Origin of the sequence: Streptomyces sp. CBMA152, assembly GCF_014596475.1 — a bacterium.
Taxonomy (GTDB): Bacteria; Actinomycetota; Actinomycetes; order Streptomycetales; family Streptomycetaceae; genus Streptomyces.
Map to the genome: position 1 here is coordinate 1 of NZ_MECJ01000038.1, position 20792 is coordinate 20792.

The 20792-nt window shown below is 72.3% G+C and carries 19 protein-coding genes; 12 read left to right on the top strand and 7 right to left on the bottom strand.

The features are described from left to right. The 4 genes from BG418_RS37385 to BG418_RS37400 form a co-directional block, all read left to right on the top strand. A partial coding sequence (locus BG418_RS37385) for an iron ABC transporter permease (RefSeq protein ID WP_188278528.1) occupies window positions 1–799 on the top strand: 799 nt, incomplete at its 5' end. Then, the gene (locus tag BG418_RS37390; protein WP_188278529.1) at window positions 796–1845 is read left to right on the top strand and encodes an ABC transporter ATP-binding protein; all 1050 of its coding nucleotides are present in this window, start codon (window positions 796–798) and stop codon (window positions 1843–1845) included. The genes BG418_RS37385 and BG418_RS37390, both read left to right, overlap by 4 nt. A gap of 130 nt (window positions 1846–1975) precedes the next feature. Next, window positions 1976–3640, top strand: coding sequence for a cytochrome bc complex cytochrome b subunit (locus BG418_RS37395; protein WP_188278530.1), 1665 nt, complete (start codon window positions 1976–1978; stop codon window positions 3638–3640). Between the two features lie 187 nt (window positions 3641–3827). Next, complete coding sequence (locus BG418_RS37400; protein WP_188278531.1) at window positions 3828–5885, top strand: phosphocholine-specific phospholipase C; 2058 nt, start codon at window positions 3828–3830, stop codon at window positions 5883–5885. Between the two features lie 49 nt (window positions 5886–5934). On the opposite strand, the gene BG418_RS37405 is transcribed toward BG418_RS37400, so the two are convergent. Further along, window positions 5935–6849: an alpha/beta fold hydrolase gene (locus tag BG418_RS37405; protein WP_223186003.1), complete on the bottom strand. Its 915-nt coding sequence runs from the start codon at window positions 6847–6849 to the stop codon at window positions 5935–5937. Between the two features lie 123 nt (window positions 6850–6972). Here BG418_RS37405 and BG418_RS37410 point away from each other — a divergent pair, with 123 nt between their 5' ends. Further along, complete coding sequence (locus BG418_RS37410; RefSeq protein WP_188278532.1) at window positions 6973–8394, top strand: NAD(P)/FAD-dependent oxidoreductase; 1422 nt, start codon at window positions 6973–6975, stop codon at window positions 8392–8394. Window positions 8395–8406: 12 nt separating this feature from the next. On the opposite strand, the gene BG418_RS37415 is transcribed toward BG418_RS37410, so the two are convergent. Together BG418_RS37415 and BG418_RS37420 are read right to left on the bottom strand one after the other, a co-directional pair. Beyond that, window positions 8407–9336, bottom strand: coding sequence for an NAD(P)-dependent oxidoreductase (locus BG418_RS37415; protein ID WP_317453891.1), 930 nt, complete (start codon window positions 9334–9336; stop codon window positions 8407–8409). 46 nt (window positions 9337–9382) lie between these two features. Beyond that, a complete protein-coding gene (locus tag BG418_RS37420; RefSeq protein WP_188278534.1) occupies window positions 9383–9847 on the bottom strand; it encodes a MarR family transcriptional regulator in 465 nt (154 codons plus the stop codon). Between the two features lie 188 nt (window positions 9848–10035). Here BG418_RS37420 and BG418_RS37425 point away from each other — a divergent pair, with 188 nt between their 5' ends. The 4 genes from BG418_RS37425 to pcaG are packed head-to-tail and all read left to right on the top strand — an operon-like array spanning window position 10036 to window position 12798. Continuing rightward, window positions 10036–10839, top strand: coding sequence for a CoA transferase subunit A (locus BG418_RS37425; protein ID WP_188278535.1), 804 nt, complete (start codon window positions 10036–10038; stop codon window positions 10837–10839). Continuing rightward, window positions 10836–11588, top strand: a complete 753-nt coding sequence (locus tag BG418_RS37430) for a CoA-transferase subunit beta (RefSeq protein ID WP_188278536.1) — start codon at window positions 10836–10838, stop codon at window positions 11586–11588. Before BG418_RS37425 ends, BG418_RS37430 begins: the two co-directional genes overlap by 4 nt. An 11-nt stretch (window positions 11589–11599) precedes the next feature. Then, the gene (gene pcaH / locus BG418_RS37435) at window positions 11600–12280 is read left to right on the top strand and encodes a protocatechuate 3,4-dioxygenase subunit beta (RefSeq protein ID WP_188278537.1); all 681 of its coding nucleotides are present in this window, start codon (window positions 11600–11602) and stop codon (window positions 12278–12280) included. Beyond that, window positions 12280–12798 (top strand): protocatechuate 3,4-dioxygenase subunit alpha, encoded by a 519-nt coding sequence (pcaG, locus tag BG418_RS37440; RefSeq protein WP_188278538.1) that lies wholly within the window; start codon window positions 12280–12282, stop codon window positions 12796–12798. The genes pcaH and pcaG overlap by 1 nt, the downstream gene beginning before the upstream one ends. Window positions 12799–12850: 52 nt before the next feature. Here pcaG and BG418_RS37445 read toward each other — a convergent pair whose 3' ends face one another. The 3 genes from BG418_RS37445 to BG418_RS37455 form a co-directional block, all read right to left on the bottom strand. After that, window positions 12851–13618 carry a hypothetical protein gene (locus BG418_RS37445; protein WP_188278539.1) on the bottom strand — a complete coding sequence of 256 codons (768 nt, stop codon included), beginning with the start codon at window positions 13616–13618 and terminating at the stop codon, window positions 12851–12853. Next, window positions 13618–14883 (bottom strand): VWA domain-containing protein, encoded by a 1266-nt coding sequence (locus tag BG418_RS37450; protein ID WP_188278540.1) that lies wholly within the window; start codon window positions 14881–14883, stop codon window positions 13618–13620. Before BG418_RS37450 ends, BG418_RS37445 begins: the two co-directional genes overlap by 1 nt. A gap of 77 nt (window positions 14884–14960) precedes the next feature. Next, window positions 14961–15644 carry a helix-turn-helix transcriptional regulator gene (locus tag BG418_RS37455; protein WP_188278541.1) on the bottom strand — a complete coding sequence of 228 codons (684 nt, stop codon included), beginning with the start codon at window positions 15642–15644 and terminating at the stop codon, window positions 14961–14963. 270 nt (window positions 15645–15914) lie between these two features. Here BG418_RS37455 and BG418_RS37460 point away from each other — a divergent pair, with 270 nt between their 5' ends. Together BG418_RS37460 and BG418_RS37465 are read left to right on the top strand one after the other, a co-directional pair. After that, window positions 15915–16625, top strand: coding sequence for a hypothetical protein (locus BG418_RS37460; RefSeq protein ID WP_223186004.1), 711 nt, complete (start codon window positions 15915–15917; stop codon window positions 16623–16625). 133 nt (window positions 16626–16758) lie between these two features. Beyond that, the gene (locus BG418_RS37465) at window positions 16759–18864 is read left to right on the top strand and encodes a tetratricopeptide repeat protein (protein WP_188278543.1); all 2106 of its coding nucleotides are present in this window, start codon (window positions 16759–16761) and stop codon (window positions 18862–18864) included. Here the strand turns inward: BG418_RS37465 and BG418_RS37470 are convergent. Then, on the bottom strand, window positions 18848–20158 hold the full coding sequence (locus BG418_RS37470; RefSeq protein WP_188278544.1) for a hypothetical protein: 1311 nt from the start codon (window positions 20156–20158) through the stop codon (window positions 18848–18850). The genes BG418_RS37465 and BG418_RS37470 overlap by 17 nt on opposite strands. 183 nt (window positions 20159–20341) lie before the next feature. On the opposite strand from BG418_RS37470, the gene BG418_RS41040 reads away from it, so the two are divergent. Further along, complete coding sequence (locus BG418_RS41040; protein WP_188278545.1) at window positions 20342–20668, top strand: hypothetical protein; 327 nt, start codon at window positions 20342–20344, stop codon at window positions 20666–20668. The last annotated feature ends 124 nt before the right edge of the window (window positions 20669–20792 follow it).

Consider the following 20792-nt stretch of genomic DNA (forward strand, 5'->3'; position numbering starts at 1 on the left):
CGCGCGCCGGGCCGCGCCCGCCCGGCTCGGGCGCGGGAAGCTGCCCGCGTGCGGCGCCGCGTGCGGCGCCCTTGCCGCGGTCGTCGCCGTATCGCTCGGCGTGCCGGTCTACGCGCTCGCGTACTGGCTGGTGAAGGGCGACTCGACCACCCTGCCGTCGGCTTCGGTGTGGTCCTCTGCGCTCACCACCCTCGGCTACGCCTCGGCCGCTGCCGCCGTGTCCACGGCCGCCGCCGTGCCGGTAGCCCTCTACGGGTGGCGGCGCGGCACCCGGCTCGCCCGGACCGCCGAGCGTGCCGCGTACCTCACCCGCGCGCTGCCCGGTATCGCCGTCGCGCTCTCCGTGGTCTTCTTCGCCATCCGCTACGCCCAACCCCTCTACCAGCAGCCCCCGATGCTGGTCACCGGCTATGTGATCCTCTTCTTCCCGCTCGCCCTCACCGCCGTACGGGCCGCTCTGGCCCACGTGCCGCCGGGCGTCGAGGAGGTCGCCCGCTCGCTCGGCACGCGCCCCCTCGCCGTCTTCGTACGGGTCACTCTCCCGCTGGTGCTGCCCGGGCTCGGCGCCGCCGCCGCGATGGTGCTGCTCACCGCGAGCACCGAACTCACCGCCACCCTGCTCCTTCGCCCCACCGGCACCCAGACCCTGGCCACCCAGTTCTGGATCTACACCAGCGGCCTGGCGTACGGCGCCGCAGCCCCGTACGCGGCGCTGATGGTCCTCATGTCCGTGCCCCCGGTGCTGCTGCTGACCCGGCGCGCGCTCGCCTCCCACCCCACCCCGGAGACCTCCCGATGAGCGGCCTCGCGATCCACGCCCTGCACGCGGCCCACGGCCGCACCCCGATCCTCGACGGCGTCGACCTCGCGGTCCCCAACGGCGCCCTCGCCTGTGTCCTCGGCCCGTCGGGGTGCGGCAAGTCCACCCTGCTGCGGGTCGTCGCCGGGTTCCACCCCGCGCTGAGCGGCGAGGTCGCGCTCGGCGACACCCTGCTCGACGACGGGCGGCGCAGGCTGCCCGCCGAGCGCCGCCGGATCGGTTACGTACCCCAGGACGGCGCCCTCTTCCCGCACTTGAGCGTCGCCGCGAACATAGGCTTCGGCCTGCCCCGCGCACAGCGCCGCGAGCGGGTCGCCGAACTCCTGGACCTGATCGGGCTGCCCGGGCTCGGCGCCCGCCACCCCCATCAGCTCTCCGGCGGTCAGCAGCAGCGGGTCGCGCTGGCCCGGGCGCTCGCACCCCGGCCCGAACTGCTGCTCCTGGACGAGCCGTTCGCCGCCCTCGACGCGGCCCTGCGCACCGAGCTGCGCGCCGAGGTCGCCGCGACCCTGCGCGCGGCCGGGGCCACCGCCGTCCTGGTCACCCACGACCAGGACGAGGCGATCTCGTTCGCGGACACCATCGCGGTGATGCGGGCGGGCCGGATCGTGCAGCAGGCCACGCCCCAGGTGCTCTACCGCGAACCGGCCGACGCCTCGGTCGCCGGATTCCTCGGCGAGGCCAACATCGTCGCGGCCCAGCTGGACGGTCAGCGGGCCGAGACCGCCTTCGGCATCCTCAAGCTCACCGTCAACGCCGGTGCGGCGCGCCGGGGTCCGGTGCTGCTCCGCCCGCGCCAGTTGCGGCTCAGCGTCACGCCCGGACCCGGCAAGGTGCGCACGCGGGTGCACCGCTGCCACTTCCGGGGCAGCGACCACCGGCTGGAACTCATGGCACACGAAGACCAGGGGCTGCCCGAGGTCCTGGTCGCCTACACCGACGTTCCCTGGCCCGAGGGCGAGGCATACGTCGAGGTGGAGGGCCCGGCGCACCCCGTGGAGGAGCCCGTGGCGTCCGGGCGCTGAGCCCCGCCCGCCGCACCGAGTGGGCTGCGTCACTCAACTCGCGTCCGGGTAAGGGCTGTTGGCCCACGCATGCCGGTGTCTACCCTGTTACAGGCCTCGAAGGGACAGCATTGCCTTTAGGGGGAGACGCATGAGCAGCAGTACTCAGAGCGGCACGGAGAACACTGCACGGCCGGCGGAGCCGGGCAAGGGCGAGAAGCTGGCCGACTGGGCGGACGGGCGCCTGGGCATCTACTCACTCGCCAAGACCCAGATGCGCAAGATTTTCCCGGACCACTGGTCCTTCATGTTCGGCGAGATCTGCCTTTACAGCTTTATCGTCCTCATTCTCACCGGTATCTATCTGACGCTGTTCTTCGAGCCGAGCGGTGTGGAGGTCATCTACCACGGCGCGTACACCCCGTTGAACGGTGTACGGATGACGCGGGCCTATGAGTCGACGCTCGACCTCAGCTTCGAGGTGCGCGGCGGTCTGCTCATCCGGCAGGTGCACCACTGGGCGGCGCTCGTCTTCTGCGCCGGTCTCCTCGTGCACATGATGCGGGTGTTCTTCACCGGCGCCTACCGCAAGCCGCGCGAGCTCAACTGGCTGTTCGGCTGGACGATCCTGTTCACCGCGCTGATCACCGGTCTGACCGGCTACTCGCTCCCGGACGACCTGCTGTCCGGCACGGGCATCCGGTTCGCGGACGGCGCGATCCTGTCGATCCCGGTGGTCGGCACGTATCTCTCGTTCTTCCTCTTCGGCGGGGAGTTCCCGGGCCACGACATCATTCCGCGGCTCTACTCGGTGCACATCCTGCTGCTGCCGGGGCTGATCCTGGGTCTGGTGGTGACCCATCTGATCCTGGTCTTCTACCACAAGCACACCCAGTTCGCCGGGCCCGGACGGTCCGAGAAGAACGTGGTGGGCGCGCCGCTGATGCCGGTCTACACCGCGAAGGCGGGCGGCTTCTTCTTCCTGGTCTTCGGGCTGCTGACGATCATGGGCGCGGTGGCGAGCATCAACCCGGTCTGGGCGATGGGTCCCTACCGTCCCGACATGGTCTCGACCGGCGCCCAACCCGACTGGTATCTGGGCTTCTCCGAGGGCCTGATCCGGGTGATGCCGGGATGGGAGATCAACGCCTGGGGCCATACGCTCGCCCTCGGCGTCCTCATCCCGTTCACGCTCTTCCCGCTGCTGCTGGCCGCGATCGGCGCGTATCCGTTCATCGAGGCATGGATCACCGGGGACAAACGCGAGCACCACATCGCGGACCGGCCGCGCAACCACCCGGTCCGTACGGGCCTGGGCACGGCGTGGCTCGCCATGTACTTCGTGTGCCTGGTCGGCGGCGGCAACGACCTGTGGGCCACCCACTTCCATCTCTCCATCAACTCGATCACCTGGTTCGTGCGGATCGGCTTCTTCCTGGTGCCGGCGCTCACCTTCATCGTCACCAAACGGATCTGCCACGGCCTTCAGCTGCGCGACCGGGACAAGGCACTGCACGGCCGCGAGAGCGGCATCATCAAGAAGCTGCCGCACGGCGAGTTCGTCGAGGTCCATGAACCGATGACCCAGGCGCAGCTCTACACGCTCACCCAGCACGAGCAGCCCAAGCCCTTCGAAATCGGCCCGGAGGTCGACGAGAACGGCGTACGCCGCAAGGTCAAGCGCTCCGAGCGGCTGCGGGCCAAGCTCGCCAAGGCCCTGTACGGCAAGGGCGCGTACGTACCGAAGGCGACCGTCGAGGAGTACAAGCAGCTCCACAGCGCCGAGCACGAGCAGGAGCAGCACCAGCACCACTGAGACGCCGTCCCGGACTGGGACAAGTCAGGACATGGCCGAAACAGGCTCCGTCGCATGCGGCGGGGCCTGTTCGTCTTCCGTACCGCCGCGCGCCATGGATTCGCCACTGGCCCTTCCGTAACCCTCGCTGTTCTTGGAACACTCCAGTCGCTTCTGTCCCCACACGCTTGCAGAGGTCTCCTCACTCATGGCTGAACTCAATCGGCGCCGGTTCCTCCAGCTCGCCGGCGGCACCGCGGCCCTCACGATGCTGTCCGACAGCATCGCCCGCGCCGCCGCCATCCCGGCCCAGGGCACCACGGGCAGCATCCAGGACGTCGAGCACATCGTCGTCCTGATGCAGGAGAACCGTTCCTTCGACCACTACTTCGGCTCGCTGAAGGGCGTACGCGGCTTCGGCGACCCGCGTCCGGTCACCCTTCCGAGCGGCAAGTCGGTCTGGCACCAGCAGGGCAACGGCAAGGAGGTGCTGCCGTTCCGGCCCAAGGCCGACAACCTGGGCCTGCAGTTCATCCAGGACCTCAACCACGACTGGGCCGGCAGCCACCAGGCGTTCAACAACGGCAAGTACGACCAGTGGGTGCCCGCCAAGACGTCCACCACGATGGCGTACCTGACGCGCGAGGACATCCCCTTCCACTACGCGCTGGCCGACGCCTTCACCATCTGCGACGCGTACCACTGCTCGTTCATCGGCTCCACCGACCCCAACCGCTACTACATGTGGACCGGGTTCACCGGCAACGACGGCACCGGCGGCGGGCCCGTTCTCGGCAACGACGAGAAGGGGTACGGCTGGACGACCTACCCCGAGCGCCTGGAGAAGGCGGGGGTGTCCTGGAAGATCTACCAGGACGTCGGCGACGGCCTGGACGCGGCCGGCGGCTGGGGCTGGATCAACGACGCCTACCGGGGCAACTACGGCGACAACTCGCTGCTGTACTTCAACAACTACCGCAACGCCAAGCCCGGCGACCCGCTCTACGACAAGGCCCGTACCGGCACCAACGCCAAGGCGGGCGAGGGGTTCTTCGACGTCCTGAAGGCCGACGTCAAGGCCGGTACGCTGCCGAAGATCTCGTGGGTCGTGGCGCCCGAGGCGTTCACCGAGCACCCCAACTGGCCCGCGAACTACGGCGCCTGGTACATCTCCCAGGTCCTCGACGCGCTCACCGCCAACCCGGATGTGTGGGCGAAGACCGCGCTGTTCATCACGTACGACGAGAACGACGGCTTCTTCGACCACGTCGTGCCGCCGTTCCCGCCGTCCTCGGCCAACCAGGGCCTGTCCACGGTCGCCACCTCGACCGACTACTACGGCGGCGACCTCACCCACGCCGCCGGTCCCTACGGCCTCGGCCAGCGCGTGCCGATGCTCGTGGTCTCGCCCTGGTCCACCGGCGGTTACAGCTGCTCGGAGACCTTCGACCACACCTCGATCATCCGGTTCATGGAGCGCCGCTTCGGTGTCCAGGAGCCCAACATCTCGCCCTGGCGGCGGGCGGTCTGCGGTGACCTGACGTCCGCGTTCGACTTCAGCCGCTCGACCACGGCGCCCGCCGGTCTGCCGTCGACCGACGCGTATGTGCCGCCGGACCACAACCGCCACCCCGACTTCGTGCCGGTCCCGCCGACGACCGGCGCCATGCCCAAGCAGGAGCCGGGCTCGCGCCGGACCCGGCCGCTGCGGTACGCGCCGTGCGTGGACGGCTCGGCGAACGCGAGCACCGGCAAGTTCACGCTGAAGTTCAGCGGCGGCACCGCCTCGGGCGCGCAGTTCCTGGTCACCTCCGCGAACCGTACGGACGGGCCGTGGACGTACACGACCGAGGCGGGCAAGACGCTCTCGGACACCTGGAACACCGCGTACTCCAAGGGCACCACCGACCTCAGCGTGTTCGGCCCCAACGGCTTCCTGCGGACCTTCCGCAACGCCGGCAAGACCGCGGGCCCGGAGGTGACGGCACGTCACAACGCCGCCACCGGCAACCTCGATCTGACCTTCACCAACGCGGGCTCGGCGAGCGCCCGTCTGACGGTCACCAACGGATACGGCGGAGCGTCGCGCGCGCTCACCGTCCGGCCGGGCGCGACCGTCACGTACTGCGTCAACCTGCTGGCGAGCAAGCGCTGGTACGACGTGTCGGTGGTGTCCAGCACCGACAGCACGTTCCTGCGGCGGTTCGCCGGGCATGTGGAGACGGGCGCGGAGGGCGTCAGCGACCCGGCGATCCTGACCGCCTGATCGTTTCGTGTACGCGGCCGGGTCGTCCCCTTCGCAGGGGGCGGCCCGGTCAGCGTGTCAGGAGTTCGCGCAGGGCGCGGACGACCTCGGCGGGGGACTCCTCCGCCATGAAGTGGCCGCAGGAGACGGTCCGGTGGACCAGATCGGGCGCCCAGTCGCGCCACAGCTCGGCCGCGTCCACGCCCGGCGCCGCGCCCCAGTCCTGCTGGACGACCGTCACCGGCATGCGCAGCCGGTTGCCCGAGCGCCGGTCGGCGGCGTCGTGCTCCACGTCGATGTGCGCCGAGGCGCGGTAGTCGGCGACGATCGACGGGACGGCGGCGCGGCAGGCCCGTAGGTAGGCGGCGCGCACCTCGGCGGGGATCGCGGCCGGGTCGCGGGTCCACAGATCCAGGTAGTGGCCGAAAAAATCGTCGGCGGTGGCGGCGATCATCCGCTCCGGCAGGCCCGGCGGCTGGGCCATCAGATAGAGCGGGAACCCGACCGCGCCGGACGTGCCGCGCAGCACCTCCCAGGTGTCGAGGGTCGGCACGACGTCCAGCGAGGCGAGATGGGTGACGGCGCCCGGATGGTCGAGCCCGGCGCGGATGGCGACGAGCGCGCCCCGGTCGTGCCCGGCGAGCGCGAACCGGTCATGGCCGAGCGTACGGGCCAGAGTGACGATGTCGGCGGCCATGGTCCGCTTCGCGTACGCCAGGCCGTCGGTGTCGAGCGGCTTGTCGCTGTCGCCGTAGCCGCGCAGATCGGGGCAGATCACCGTGTGGTCGGCGGCCAGTTCCGGGGCGACATGACGCCACATCAGATGCGTCTGCGGAAAGCCGTGCAGGAGCACCACGGGTGGCCCTGAGCCGCCGACGGCCACGTGGAGCGACACCGCCTCGGCGACCGGTACCCGGCGGTAGGTGAAGCCGCCGATCCTGGGATGCGGGGGTTGCGTGCGGTCCATGCGGTCCGTGTGTTCCATGGTGCCTGACCTTTGCCGAGCGGGCGGTCGGATCGGGCCAAATCGTATGGCTCAGGCAGGTTCCGGGCCGTGCGGCGCGTCATACTGGACGGCCGGAGATCGCGCCGAGCAAGGGGATTGACGTTGGTGGACACGGTGAACGGGAGGGGCGCGGGCCGGGCGGGGGCACGGCACGCGGTCGTCATCGGGGGAAGTCTGGCGGGGCTGCTCGCGGCCCATGTGCTCGCGGACCACGCGGAGCGGGTGACCATCGTCGAGCGCGACCGGCTGCCCGACGGTCCTGAGCCGCGCGGCGGGGTGCCGCAGAGCCGCCACACCCATGTGCTGATCCCGGGCGGTCAAGGGGCGTACGACACACTGCTGCCCGGCTTCACCGACGAGCTGATCGCGCACGGCGCGCCCCACGTCGGCACGCCCAACGACATCGTGCACTGGCAGGGCGGGAGTTGGTTCCGCCGCACCGAGGAGACCTGTTACTTCCTCACGCCGACGCGGCCCCTGCTGGAGTGGCTGGTGCGCCGCCGGGTGCTGGCCAACCCCCGGATCGACGTGGTCGAGGGCACCGAGACCGTCGGCCTGGTCGGAGACGCCGCACGCGTACGCGGTGTGCTGCTGCGCGAACGCGGGGCCGCGGCCGCCGCCGTGGGCCGGGAGCCGCAGCGGCTCGCCGCCGACCTCGTCGTCGACGCCTCGGGCCGCAGTACCAAGGCCGCCGACTGGCTCACCGCCATCGGCGCCGAACCGGCCGTCGAGGAGACCCTGGAGACCGGCCTCGCCTACGCGACGCGCCTCTACCGTACGGGCGAGGACGGAGACGGCGACAGCGACGTGCGGGGCCACTTCGTCGTGCCCAATCCCGGCCAGACGTTCGGCGCGGTCGTGCTGCCGATCGAGGGAGACCGGTGGACGGTCACGCTCTCGGGGTATCGCGGCGCCGAACCTCCCCTGGACGACCGGGGGTTCACCGAGTACACCGACCGGATGCCGCACCCGTTCACCCGCGACTGGCTGGACGCGGCCAAGGCCGACTCGACCGCGCTCGCCTACCGCACCACCGCCAACATCCGCCGCCGCTACGACCGTCCGGGCCGCCGCCCCGCCGGGTTCCTGGCCACCGGCGACGCCCAGTGCGTCTTCAACCCGATCTACGGCCAGGGCATGACGGTCGCCGCCTTCAGCGCCCTCGCACTGCGTGACGCGCTCGGCGACAGCCGCCGTACGCCGACGACGCGGCGCGTCCAGAAGGCGATGTTCGCGGCGTCGCGGCAGGCGTGGGAGGTCTCGGCCGGATCGGACAAGAACATGCCGACCGCGACGGGCAGCGCGGCGCGCAGCACCGTGGCCGACCGGGTCTCCGGGTGGTACCTCGGGCGCGTGGAGGCCCGGGCCACCGGCGACCCGGTGATCAGCAAGGTCTTCCGCGACGTGGTGTATCTGAACGCCCCGATCTCCGCGCTGTTCGCCCCGCGCATCGCGAAGGCCGTGCTGTTCGGCCCGGTCAAGCCGACCCCGCAGGAGCCGCCGATGCGGCGCGAGGCCGGCTGAACATCCGGCCGGTCACGGCTGCTCGGGGCGGCCCGCGAAGAACGTCGCGATCACGTCCTCGTCGCCGTGGCCGGCCGCCCGCGCCCGGGTGAACCGGGCCGCGGACGCCGCCACCAAGTCGAGCCGCACACCGCTCTGTTCGGCCGCCTGAAGGATCAGCCGGGCGTCCTTGAGCGCGGTGGAGAGCGCGAAGCTCGGGGTGAGGTCGCCGGAGAGCAGGGCCGCCGACTTGGCCTGGAGATACGGGCTGTCCAGCGGGCCGCCCGCGACCGTGTCCAGGAACGCCTTCGGATCCAGGCCCAGCCCTTCGACCAGGTTCAGACACTCGGCGATGCCGTTGACCAGGTTGATCACCCAGGTGTTGACGACCAGCTTCAGCTGCGAGGCCGCGCCCGGCTCCTCGCCCGCCCAGACCGTGCGCTGCCCGATCGCGTCGAGCACGGGCGTGACGGCCGCGCGGGCGGTGGACGGCCCGGCGACCAGGACCGTGAGCCGGCCCTGCTCGGCGGGCAGCCGGGTGCCGACCACCGGCGCGTCCAGATAGACGATCCCCAACTCGGCCGCACGCTGGGCCAGTTGAGCCGTCGCCTCGGGGCCGACCGTGGCGGACTGGAGCCACACGGCGCCGGGGGTCAGGCCGGGTGCCGCCGCGTCGATCGCCTCGGCGACCGAGGGGCCGTCGTGCAGCACCGTCAGCACGACGTCGGCCCCGCGCACCGCCTCCTCGGGGCTCGCGCAGACGCTCGCCCCGTCGGCGGCGAGCGGGGCGGCCTTGGCGTGCGTACGGTTCCAGACGCGCACCGGCAGCCCGGCCCGCAGCAGGTTACGGGCCATGCCCGCGCCCATGATGCCGGTGCCGAGGACGGCGACGGTGGGGTGCTCCAGAGTGGTGGTGGACATGGCGTTCTCCTTCGGCGGCGCGGACTCCCGTACGTATGTGATCAGCTTGGCGCCCCGGACGGTCCGGCGGGCGGACCGGCTCGCCCGATCAGCTCGCCTCGGCCTGTTCGTCGGCCTCCCGGAACCCTTCGGCCGCCGCGTCCGCGACCCGGCGCAGCAGGTCGAGGAAGGCGGCCTGTTCGGCGGGGGCCAGCGGGGCGAGGAAGACCTGGTTCATCTGAGCCGTACGGGCGGTCAGTTCGCGGTGCAGCGCGCGGCCCTCCTCGGTGACCGCGAGCAGGGAGCGCCGGCCGTCGTGCGGGTCGCGCCGCTTGCGGAGCAGCCCGCGCCGGGTCAGGCGGCTGACCACCTCGGCGATGGTCGAGCGGTCCAGGCCGACCCGCTCGCCCACGGTCCGCTGGTCCAGGCCCGGGTCGGCGACCAGCGTGTTGAGCACGGCGAACTGGGGTGAGGTGGTCTGCTCGGAGACCATCGTGGTCCAGAGCAGATGGTGGGCCTGCTGGAGCCGCCGGGCCAGATGTCCGGGGTGGCCGCTCAAGTCGACTGCGGACACGGCGTGTTCCTCTCGTACGGCCGCCCGGGGCGAGCGCTTTCGGTCAACCGCGTACGGTCAAGTGTTCAGAGTACTGAGAGTGTTGACCCGTCGGACCCACCCGGTTAGCTTCGGAACCGGTAGGTGCTCAGTGCACTGACTAAACACTGAGCCTACCGCTACGGGGAGTTTCGGGGCAGGGGGAAGCAATGGCCGAGATCCGAGGGCTGCGGGACGCCGTGGCCGACCTGATCCACGACGGGGACACCGTCGCGATGGAGGGGTTCACCCATCTCATTCCGTTCGCCGCGGGGCACGAGGTCATCCGGCAGGGGATCACCGATCTCACGCTGATACGGATGACGCCCGATGTCATCTACGACCAGCTGATCGGCGCCGGACTGGCGCGGAAGCTGGTGTTCTCCTGGGGTGGCAACCCGGGCGTCGGCTCGCTGCACCGCTTTCGCGACGCCGTCGAGAACGGCTGGCCCAGACCGCTGGAGCTGGACGAGCACAGCCATGCCGGGATGGCCAACCGCTATACGGCGGGCGCCTCCCGGATGCCGTTCGCGCTGTTGCGCGGCTATCGCGGCACCGGCCACGACCGGCGTACGACAACGGTGTCAACCGTCAACTGCCCGTTCACCGGTGAGGAGCTGGCGGCGGTGGCGGCGGTCAACCCGGACGTCACGGTCATCCACGCCCAGCAGGCCGACCTCGAAGGCAACGTCCAGCTGTGGGGGCTCGCCGGGGTGCAGAAGGAGGCCGTGCTCGCGGCCGACCGGGTCCTGGTCACCGTCGAGGAGCTGGTCCGCGAACTGGAGCCGCGCCCGGGCGCGGTGGTGCTGCCGGGCTGGGTCGTGGACGCGGTGGCGGTGGTGCCGGGCGGGGCCCATCCCTCGTACGCCGCCGGGTACTCGGAACGGGACAACGACTACTACCGGGAGTGGGACCGGGTCTCCCGCGACCGTGAGGTGTTCTGCCAATGGCTCAAGGAGTGTGTGACCGGATGAGCGAAGGGCCGGGCGGCGCCGTGCTGATGGAGATCAACGCGGCGCGGGCGCTGGCGGGGGCGAGAACGTGTTTCGTCGGGATCGGGCTGCCGTCCACGGCGGCCAACCTCGCCCGCCGCCTCCACAACCCCGGCCTGGTCCTCATCTACGAGTCCGGTGTCATCGGCGCCAAGCCGTCCCGGCTGCCGCTCTCCATCGGCGACGGCGAACTAGCCGAGACCGCCGACACGCTCGTCTCCGTACCGGAGATGTTCTCCTACTGGCTCCAGGGCGGGCGCGTCGACGTCGGATTCCTCAGCGCGGCCCAGCTGGACCGGCACGCCAACATCAACACGACCGAGGTGGACCGGGGTCCAGGACGTCCGCCGGGGCGGCTGCCCGGCGCGGGCGGGGCGCCGGAGATCGCCGCGCACTGCGGCGAGGTACTGATCGTGCTGCGGCACTCGCCGCGCGCCCTCGTCGAGCACCTCGACTTCGTCACCACGCTAGGCCATGGCGCCGGCCCGGGCGACCGCGCCCGGTACGGGATGCGCGGCCGGGGGCCGACCGCCGTCATCACCGACCTCGGCGTCCTGCGCCCGGACCCGGCGACCGCCGAACTGGTCCTGACCCAGGTGCACCCCGGGGTGAGCGTCGAGCAGGTCCGCGAGGCGACCGGGTGGCCGCTGCGGACGGCGGACCGGGTGGAGGTGACGGCGCCGCCCACCGAGACCGAGCTCGTAGAGCTGAACGCCCTCAAGTCGGCGTGAAGGAGGCATATATGACGGCGAGTCACCATGACATCCCTCCGTACCGGGGCGTTCCGCTGCGGTATCCGCACCGGAAGTCGCTGCCGGTGCGCGACCCCGAGGCCGTCGAGCTGTACGGGCCGGTCTTCGGTGCCACGGACGTGTCGGAGCGCGATCACGATCTGACGGTCCGGCACCCGGGGGAGCCGCTGGGCGAGCGCATCACCGTCAGTGGCCGGATCACCGATCGCCAAGGGCAGCCCGTGGCCACGCAGTTGGTGGAGATCTGGCAGGCCAACGCGTCCGGCCGGTACGCCCATCAGCTCGACCGGCACCGCGCGCCGCTCGACCCCAACTTCACCGGACACGGCCGCTGCCTCACCGACGCCGAGGGCCGCTACGCCTTCACCACGATCAAGCCGGGCGCCTACCCCTGGGAGCACCACCACAACGCCTGGCGCCCCGCGCACATCCACTTCTCGCTCTTCGGCACCGCCTTCGCCCAGCGGCTCATCACCCAGATGTACTTCCCGGGCGACCCGCTGCTCGCCCTCGACCCGATCCTGCACTCGGTCGACGACGAGGCGGCGCGGGAGCGCCTGGTGGCGGCGTACGACCCCGAACGATCCGTCCCGCACTGGTCGTTGGGGTATCGCTGGGACATCGTGCTCGACGGTCCCTCGGCCACCCGGTTCGAGGACGGTGGCCACTGATGGAGGCGCAGCCCACGCCGTTCCAGACCATCGGGCCGTTCTACGGCGAGGCCCTGCCGTTCGAGGGCGGCGCCGCGATGGCCCCGCCGGACCACCCGGACGCGATCACGCTGCACGGCCATGTGTACGACGGCGCGGGCGATCCCGTACCGGACGCGCTCCTGGAGTTCTGGCAGCCCGCGCCCGACGGGATGGGCAGGCCGGGCTCTCTCGCCCGTAACGGGGTCGACTTCACCGGCTTCGGCCGGGTCCCCACGGACGCGGCGGGGCACTGGGTCGTACGGACTCTGGCGCCGGGACCGGTCCCGTATCTCGCGGTGGCGGTCTTCGCGCGCGGGCTGCCGCACCACCTGTTCACGCGGGTGTATCTGAGGGATGTCTCCGACCCGCTGCTCGACGCGCTGGAGCCCGAGCGGCGCCGGACCCTGATGGCGGAGGCCGACCCCGACGCACGGGGCCATCGCTTCGACGTCCGCCTTCAGGGCGAGCGGGAGACGGTCTTTCTCACGTTCCCCTGACCGGCAGACGCACTCCGCCCGCGCCGTCTGGCGCGGGCGGAGTGACGGTGTGTCAGCCTCGGGGTACGTACGACGGGCGGCCACGGCCGCGCGTCAGGGCGTAGCCCGCGACGCCGGCGAGGGCGCCGAGCACGCCGCCGACGGCCGTCCAGATCCAGCGGTCGGTCCACCAGCCCGACGACCAGCCGTCGTCCGGCTCGGCCTTCGGGCCGCCCGCCCCCAGCGGGGTGGAGAGGGTGCCGTCGACCGCGTGGGCGCCGCCCGCCTTCACCGTGGTCGGGGTCATCTCCGCCTTGACCGGCAGGCCCCGGTCGGCGGCGGGCAGCCCGACGGCGGTGAGCCGTACGTAGTAGCTGCCCGGCAGTGGGTCGGTGGACCAGGTGTCCGCCCAGGCGCGCACCGGGCGCAGGGTGCAGGACAGTGCCACAGATGTGGCATCCGCCGCGGCCGAGCGCGTCTGCATGCCGTACATGCACGGCTGACGGCGGCGCAGGCCGTCGTACACGTCGATCCGCCACGTCGTGGTCTCGTGGCGGCCGGTGGACGGAAGGGTCACCGTGGCGTCCACGGTGGGGCGCTGGCCGGCGTCGGCGGGGAAGACCCAGTACAGGTAGTCACCGCTGGAGGCGTCGGCCGTGGCCTTCTGGCCCTGCTTGACGGTCGTGGCCGTACGGAACGTGGTGCCCGCCACCGTCGGCGCGCCCTCGCTCTTGCTCTTGCTGGGGTTGGGCGAGGGCGTGTCGGCGAGGGCCGGGGCCGCCGTGGTCAGCAGGGCCGCGCCGGTGAGCAGCGCGGCCGCCACCATCCTTGTCGTACGCATCAGTTGGTCCTCCAGACCGCTACACGCCAGCGCGAGATCCAGCCCCAGAGCAGACCGGCGACGAAGCCGGTGAGCACCAGGACGCCGAGCAGCCACCAGCCGCGGCCGAGGCCGAAGGCGGCGACGTCCGAGGCCTGGTCGGGCCCGTCCACCACGTCGACGGCCAGCTCGACCGGCATGCCCGGCGTGGTCTTCACGGACGCGGGCGCCGAGAAGGAGTTGCTGACCTGGAGGCAGACGGTCTCGGGGGTCTTGTCGTCCTTGGCCTTCGCCTTGGGGTAGCGCAGTCCGGTCGAGACGAGGTCGGTGCGGCCGTCGCCCGCCTCGGAGCCGCGCACGATCTCGCGGCCGTGCTGGGTGACGGCTCTCAGCAGGACGCCGTAGTCGTTGTTGACGGCGCGGTCGGCGCCGACGCTGACGGAAGCGCGCAGCTCCTGGCCGGGCTTGACGTCGACCTTGTACCAGCGGTGCTCGCCGAAGGTCTCACGGTCGGTGTAGAGGCCGGACTTGAGCGCGGGCGCGCTCTCGCAGCTCGCGGCGCCGTTGGTGGCGACCGGGACGACCACGGGGTCGGCGGCGCGGTCCACCGACTGTTTCACGCGGTCCTTGAGCTCGTCCTTGTGCTGTACCGAGGTGTACGTGCCGCCGGTGGCCTGGGCGATGCAGGTGAGCTGGTCGCGGGTCTTGGCGTCCGGGTTGAGGCCGAGGGTGTCGATGACCAGGTGGATGCCCTGCGCCGCGATGTCGCGGGCCACTTCGCACGGGTCGAGCGGGGCGCAGGTGTCCTCGCCGTCCGTGATGAGCACGATCCGGCGGGTCGCGTCGCCGCCCTTGAGGTCCTGCGCCGCGCCCTGGAGCGCCGGGCCGATCGGCGTCCAGCCGGTCGGGGCGAGGGTGGCGACGGCGGTCTTGGCCTCGGTGCGGTCGAGCGGGCCGACCGGGTACAGCTGGCGGGTGTCCTTGCAGCCGACCTGGCGGTCGTCGCCGGGGTAGTTGGCGCCGAGCGTGCGTATGCCGAGCTCGACCTCGGGCGGGGTCGAGTCCAGTACGTCGTTGAACGCCTGCTTGGCGACGGAGATCCGGGACTGGCCGTCGATGTCACGGGCGCCCATGGACCCGCTGACGTCGAGCACCAGCTCGACCTTCGGGGCGGCCTTCTGCGCGGGCGGTCCGTCGTCCGCGACCGCGTCGGCCGGGAGGATACCGGTGGCGAGGGTGGCGAGCAGCGCGCACACCCCGGCCGCCAGCCGTTTTCTGGTGATCATCGCCGGATCCTATGGAAGATCGCATTCCCCGCCCAAATCCTGGGCGGGGCGCGATCGGGCACCGGGACGGCGCGCGCTCAGGTATCCGTGCGCTTCACGCTCTCCAGGAGCATGTCCAGCCACTCGGCGACCTTGTCCCGGTGCTTGTCCGTGGGCAGTTGGGCGGCCCGCCAGGCGATGCCGCGCACACCGTGGTCCTGGAGCAGCTTCTCCAGCGGGTCATCGGCGGCGGGGGAGGGCGCGTCGCGCTCCCGTTCCTGCTCACGTTCCTGTTCACGCGCGGCGAAGGTGTGCAGCAGCTCCTGTTCGGTACGGAGCAGCGCGTCGGCCAGTGCCTCGGCGTCGTCGGCGGTGAGATAGCCGGCGTGCACCTTGAAGAACCGCTGGATGGCGTCGCAGTGTTCCATCGTGGGGCGCCGGTCGCCGTTGATGAGCGCGCCCGCCTGCTGCCGGGACATGCCCGCGCCGTCGGCGATCTCCTGCTGGGTGTACGGGCGTCCGTTGGGTTTCAGCCGGGAGCGGCGCAGCAGTGAGAACCGCTGGAGGAACCGCGCCTGGAGGTCCGGCTCACCGGCCGGTTCGCCGTCGAGCAGGGCCTGGACGACATCGGCCGGAACCCCCGAGGCGTCGGAGAGTTGGTGGACGTCGAAGACCTCGGCCTGGCTCATTCCGAGCTTGCGGGCCAGTTCGTCGACGCGGGCGGCGATGGCCCCCAGGGGGCCCGTGGCCGCTGGTCCCGGATCCGAGAAGCCGTCCGTCACCAGTAATTCTCCTAGATCACCCGAGTTGCTCCGTACCGCTCGAACACGCGGTGAAGCTGTCCGGAGGCTACTTGTTCCCGGTCTATACAACCAGAACTTGCCACAGCTGTGGCGTATTTGAGGCGTTCTCGGGCTTGAATGCCACGATGGTTGACATTGTCCTGCCGACGGGAGCAGGATCGCAACACGGTGCGAAGATCGACCTCTGTGGCACGAGGACGTGGAGGACGGCAGGCGCACCGCGTGCCTGCAAGAGGAGTCGCGTTCTCGATGGTGGAAGAACCGTTGGTGAACAGGTCGGTCGGCCCGGTACCGCAGAACGTACGGGGCGGCACCGCAGCCGAGGAGTGGGACGCCGATACGCGCGCGTATGTGGACGACCACATCGCGATGATGGACGCCACCGACTTACCGTCGTTCCTGGTCGACCGGGGCTGGAACGTGCTGCACGCCAACACCGCGTACCACACGCTGTTCCGCGCGGTCGGCCCGCACGCGAGCGCCATGCCGCGCGACAACTTCCTCCGGTTCGTGCTCTTCCACCCCAACGCGGGCTCCGTGCTCGCCCAGCACGAGACGGGTTGGTGTCTGCCGATGCTCGCGCAGCTCTCGTCGGCCCTGGAGCAGGACCCCGACCACCCCGAACTGAGCGCGGTCCGCAGCGAGATCGCCGACGACCCGCTGATGAGCGCGGCCTACCAGCAGGGCCTGCCGCACTGGATGCGCATGGTCGGCCCGGCCGCCGTGGACCACGACGGCTCCGTACGCGCGCTGCGCCACCCCGACCCGGGCTGGGACGTGGTGGAGTGCCGGATCGTCGACGAGTCGTCGGGCAAGCTCGGCAAGCTGGGGCTGCGCCGGGTGACGCTGGTGCTGCGCGGGACGAGCGGCCGTCGGCGCCGCGCCAGGCCGTTGGCCGCGTGGCGGGGGCGGGGGCATCTGAAGGTCGTGGCCGCGACGGGACCGGGTACGGAGAGCTGACGCGTCCGGGACCGCGAGCACTGACCGGCCCGGCGACGAAAGCTGACCGGGAGTCACCCTTCGCGAACTCCATTTGTCCCGCCTCCTGTTGCTAGCGTGAGCCCGACCGGGATCTGGAGCGGGGGAGTGCGGCATGCTGGAGACGCTGTCGGTGTCGGCGGTCACGGCGGTGCTCGGCGCCGTCGGATCCGGGATGGCGAACGAGGCGGGCAAGCGGGCCTGGGAGTCTGCGGGCGGCCTGGTGCGGCGCGTCGCGGGCCGCGAGGTGCCCGCGCCCCGGGACCCCGCTGAACTGGAGGCGGTGGCACGGCTGGTGCGCGAGGGCGCCCGCCGCGACCCGGACCTCGCCCGCGCGTGGTCGGCCTTCGCCCGCACCGCACCGACGCCCGGACTCGCCCTCGGCGTCCCCCAACTCCCCGCCTCCACACGGTTCTTCACCGACCGCAAGGAAGCCCTGAAGGCCCTCGACAAGGAAGCCGACCGCAAGGCCGACGGCCGCCCCCGGCTCGTCCTGCTGTACGGCCCCGAGGGCATCGGGACCAGCGCGCTCGCCCTGCACTGGGGATGCCGCGAGGCCGCGCGCTTCCCCGACGGACAGCTCCACCTCGATCTGCGCGGCGGTTCCGCGGCGGGCGCCCTCGACGCCGCCACCGCCCTGCGGCTGCTCCTGGACCGGCTGGGCATGGCGCGCGAGGAGATCCCGCCGGGCGCGGACGGGCGGGCGGACGCGCTGCGGCGCACGGTGGCCGGGCGGCGGCTGCTCATCGTCCTCGACCACGCCCATTCGGCCGCGCAGATCCGGCCGTTGCTCACCTCGGCGCCCGGCGTGTTCACCGTCGTCGTCTCCCGGCGCCCGCTCGCGGGTCTGGACGCGGTACCGGTCGCCGTCGGCCCGCTCACCGACAAGGACGCGGTCCGGCTGCTGACCCAGGTGGCGGGCAAGCAGGCGGTGGCCGAGGCGAAGGCGGCGCTGCCGGGGGTGCTGCGGCGCTGCGCGGGCTCGCCGTACGCCCTGCGCGCGGCCGCGCCCCGGCTCCTCGACACCTCGGCGGCGCCGTCCCCGGACGACCCGGTGCGTACCGCCGTCGAGGACACATACCGCACCCTGGAGCCCGCCACCGCCCGCGCCTACCGGCTGCTCGCGCTGCGCGCCTGGCCCGCGATCGGCCCGGACGCGGCCGCCGCGACGCTGGACGTGCCCCGGGACGAGGCCGCCGTGCAGCTCGCCGAACTCGTGGAGTCGAGGCTCCTGGAGCAGGACGGCGAGCGCTGCCGCTACCGCCCCGGCGTCCGCGCGCACGCCGAGGCCGCCGCCGTCCACGAGGACGGGATCGCGGCCTGCTCGGCCGCGCTGCGGCGGGCCGTGGCGTGGTACGCGGACTTCGCGGTACGGGCGAGCCTCGCCGCACTCAGCCAGAGCTGGCGCATCGGCGCCCGGGCCGGCGCACTGCGCGCGGGCGACTACCGCGACGCGGGCGAGGCGCTGGACGCGCTCCGCGCCGAGCTCGGCAATCTGCTCGAAGCGGTGTACGCGGCCGAGGAGTTCGGCGACACGGACGCGGTGTGCGAGCTGAACGAGGCGCTGTGGCCGCTCCAGCTCAAGATGGGCTGCCACGACGAACTCCTGCCCGCGCTACGGGCGGGCGTCCGCGCCGCCGACGCCCGCGACCCCGACTCGCGCGCGGCCGGACGCATGCACACCCTCCTCGGCCTCGACCTGACCGAACTCGGGCGCTGGGACGAGGCGGAGGCGGAGTTCCTGGCCGCCGCCGAGGCGGAGCGGCGCGCCGGACACGTACGCGGGCGGGCCACCGCCGTGGAGTCCCTCGGCCTGCTGCGGCTGCGGCAGTGGCGCTTCGAGGAGGCGTACGAACGGTTCGAGGAGGCGGACGCTTTGCTCGCCGGGATCGGCCCCGACGACGAGGGCGCGGCCGATCTGCCGCGCGCCCGCGCCCTGTTGGAGCGCCACCGGGGCCGGGCGCTGCGCGGCCAGGGCAGGCGGCCCGAGGCGATCGCGCGCCTTGAGCTTGCCCTGCGCTTCTTCCGCGAGACGGCCGAGCCGTACAACACGGCCCGTACGCTCACCGACCTGGCCGAGACCCATCTCGACGGCGACGACGCGGTGGCCGCGCTGCCACTGATCGACGAGGCGATCGCGGCCCTGGAGAAGGACCGCGCGGCCTACCATCTCGCCCGGCTGCGGGCCCTGCGCGAGCGCTGCGTCAGCGCAGCACCCTGACCTGGTGGGCGACCGCACCCGTCCGTACCGTCAGCCCCCGCTCGGTCAGTTCGTCGAGCGACTTGCCCGCCGCGAGCCAGGCGTGCAGGGCCGAGGCGTACGCGGCCGGGTCGGGCCCGCCCCGGTCGCCTTCAAGGCGTACGAGTGCGCCCGCGCGGGTGCGTACGGTGCAGGAGGTGGCGTCGGTGACATACGCGGCGAGGGCGCAGCCGGGATGGCGGGCGAGGGCTTCGGCGGCGCGCTCTTCGGGCGGGCCCAGCCGCGGGTCGTCGGGCGCTCCATGGCCCAACACCACATCGGCCAGGTCGAGTTGACCGGGGTCGCGGGTCTCTTCGTGCACGGCGGTGTGCAGCTCGCCGTCCCCGACGGGCTCGTACGCGGGATCGGCATGGCGGGTGACGGTCACCTCGCCGTCGCCCAGAAGTCGGGTGAGGACGCGCATGGGCGCGGTGCGCAGCGGCGGTTCGTACGGGGGCAGCGGAAGGCGTTCCAGCAGGGCGGGCCCGGTGGGTTCGGGGATGCCGATGAGCGAGTAGAACAGCGTCCTCAGCCGGGCGGCGGACTCGCCGGGCACGGCGGTGGTCAGCGCGGCGGGTCCGGGCAGCGGCCGGTGTGCGGCGAGGAGGCGTTCGAGCCGGCCGAGGAGCGGCGTGTACGGGTCGAGGCGCGGGGCGTCGCGCACGAAGGCGGCCACGGGGGAGTGCGGGTCGAGCCCGTCGAGCGGGGCGGCGCCGAGCAGCACCGGGGTGCCGAGCGCGGCGGCGTAGTAGCTGACGGACCCGTGGTCGCCGATGACCGCGTCGGCCGCGAGGAGCGCCTGGCGCCAGCCGTCGAGCGGGTCCACGAGGGCCAGTCCGCCGCGCCGGGCGCGGTCGAGCCAGGACCGGATCTGGCCGGGGCCGTGGCCGTGCCAGATGTTGGGGTGCAGCACGGCGGCGAGCCGGTACTCGTCGGCGGGGAGTTCGGCGGTGAGCCGGGGCAGCAGTGCGGGCAGTACGTCGTCGCCCGCGTCACCGAACAGGGACTCGGGGTTCCAGGTCGAGTTCAGCAGGACGAGCCGCTGGCCCCGGTGCACGCCGAGCGCCCGGCGGAACGACTCTCGCCGGGGCCGGGCCGCGAGGATCCGGTCGAAGCAGGGGTCCCCGGCGAGCACGGCGGTCGGCGCGGCCTGCGGGCAGTGCGCCCGCAGCCGCTCCAGCTGTTCGGGGTGGGAGAGCACCATGGCGTCGGCGACGGGCCGCCCGTCGTGCAGCAGCCACGACGGCGAAAGCCCGAACACGGGCGCGCCCTGCATGCCCTGTTCGGCTCCCGGCTCCCGGCTCCCGGCTCCCGGCTCCCGGCTCCCGGCTCCCGGCTCCCGGCTCCCGGCTCCCGGCTCCCGGCTCCCGGTGTGGCCAGCGTTTTATTGTAGCCAGCGCCGTGTGAAAGCACCGCCAACTTCCCCGAAATACGGTGCAGTTGACCGCCGAAGCTGGCCGTGACGGCGAGGTCGACCGGAGTCCGTACGGCCTGCTCCCACGGCAGCACCGGCACCCCGGTCTCCGCCAGCAGCTCGGCCACCCCCGCCTCGAACGCGGACGACCCCGTACACGTGGCGAGCAGCTGCACGCGCAGGTCGTCGTGGAAGAGCGGCAGGACATCGAGCAGCCGGGTTGCCGAGGTCACGTTGTGGATCACGAACAGCACCCGGCGGCAGCGCCCGCGCGTCGCCCACCGGGCCGCGTCGTCGCCGACCGGCACCCGTATCCCACGCACTCCCGCCCGCGCCACCCGTACCCCCCTCTTCGCGCTGCGCACACCTTAGACAATGGGAGGGCGACACTTCGCAAGCCGACGCGGCGGGTGACGCGAGTGAAGCGGGAGCGCGCGAGGGGCGCGCGTGAAGCTCGGCTGTTGCCCCGCTTAAGAAATCCTCGATGGACGGGAAC

What these genes read in the sequence shown, in the direction of transcription:
- BG418_RS37470 (WP_188278544.1), bottom strand. Translation starts at nt 20,158, where the DNA reads ATGCAGGGCGCGCCCGTGTTCGGGCTTTCGCCGTCGTGGCTGCTGCAC.
- pcaH (WP_188278537.1), top strand. Translation starts at nt 11,600, where the DNA reads ATGACGGCGAGTCACCATGACATCCCTCCGTACCGGGGCGTTCCGCTG.
- BG418_RS37400 (WP_188278531.1), top strand. Translation starts at nt 3,828, where the DNA reads ATGGCTGAACTCAATCGGCGCCGGTTCCTCCAGCTCGCCGGCGGCACC.
- BG418_RS37450 (WP_188278540.1), bottom strand. Translation starts at nt 14,883, where the DNA reads ATGATCACCAGAAAACGGCTGGCGGCCGGGGTGTGCGCGCTGCTCGCC.
- BG418_RS37430 (WP_188278536.1), top strand. Translation starts at nt 10,836, where the DNA reads ATGAGCGAAGGGCCGGGCGGCGCCGTGCTGATGGAGATCAACGCGGCG.
- BG418_RS37405 (WP_223186003.1), bottom strand. Translation starts at nt 6,849, where the DNA reads ATGGAACACACGGACCGCATGGACCGCACGCAACCCCCGCATCCCAGG.
- pcaG (WP_188278538.1), top strand. Translation starts at nt 12,280, where the DNA reads ATGGAGGCGCAGCCCACGCCGTTCCAGACCATCGGGCCGTTCTACGGC.
- BG418_RS37445 (WP_188278539.1), bottom strand. Translation starts at nt 13,618, where the DNA reads ATGCGTACGACAAGGATGGTGGCGGCCGCGCTGCTCACCGGCGCGGCC.
- BG418_RS37390 (WP_188278529.1), top strand. Translation starts at nt 796, where the DNA reads ATGAGCGGCCTCGCGATCCACGCCCTGCACGCGGCCCACGGCCGCACC.
- BG418_RS37395 (WP_188278530.1), top strand. Translation starts at nt 1,976, where the DNA reads ATGAGCAGCAGTACTCAGAGCGGCACGGAGAACACTGCACGGCCGGCG.
- BG418_RS37465 (WP_188278543.1), top strand. Translation starts at nt 16,759, where the DNA reads ATGCTGGAGACGCTGTCGGTGTCGGCGGTCACGGCGGTGCTCGGCGCC.
- BG418_RS37425 (WP_188278535.1), top strand. Translation starts at nt 10,036, where the DNA reads ATGGCCGAGATCCGAGGGCTGCGGGACGCCGTGGCCGACCTGATCCAC.
- BG418_RS37460 (WP_223186004.1), top strand. Translation starts at nt 15,915, where the DNA reads ATGGTGGAAGAACCGTTGGTGAACAGGTCGGTCGGCCCGGTACCGCAG.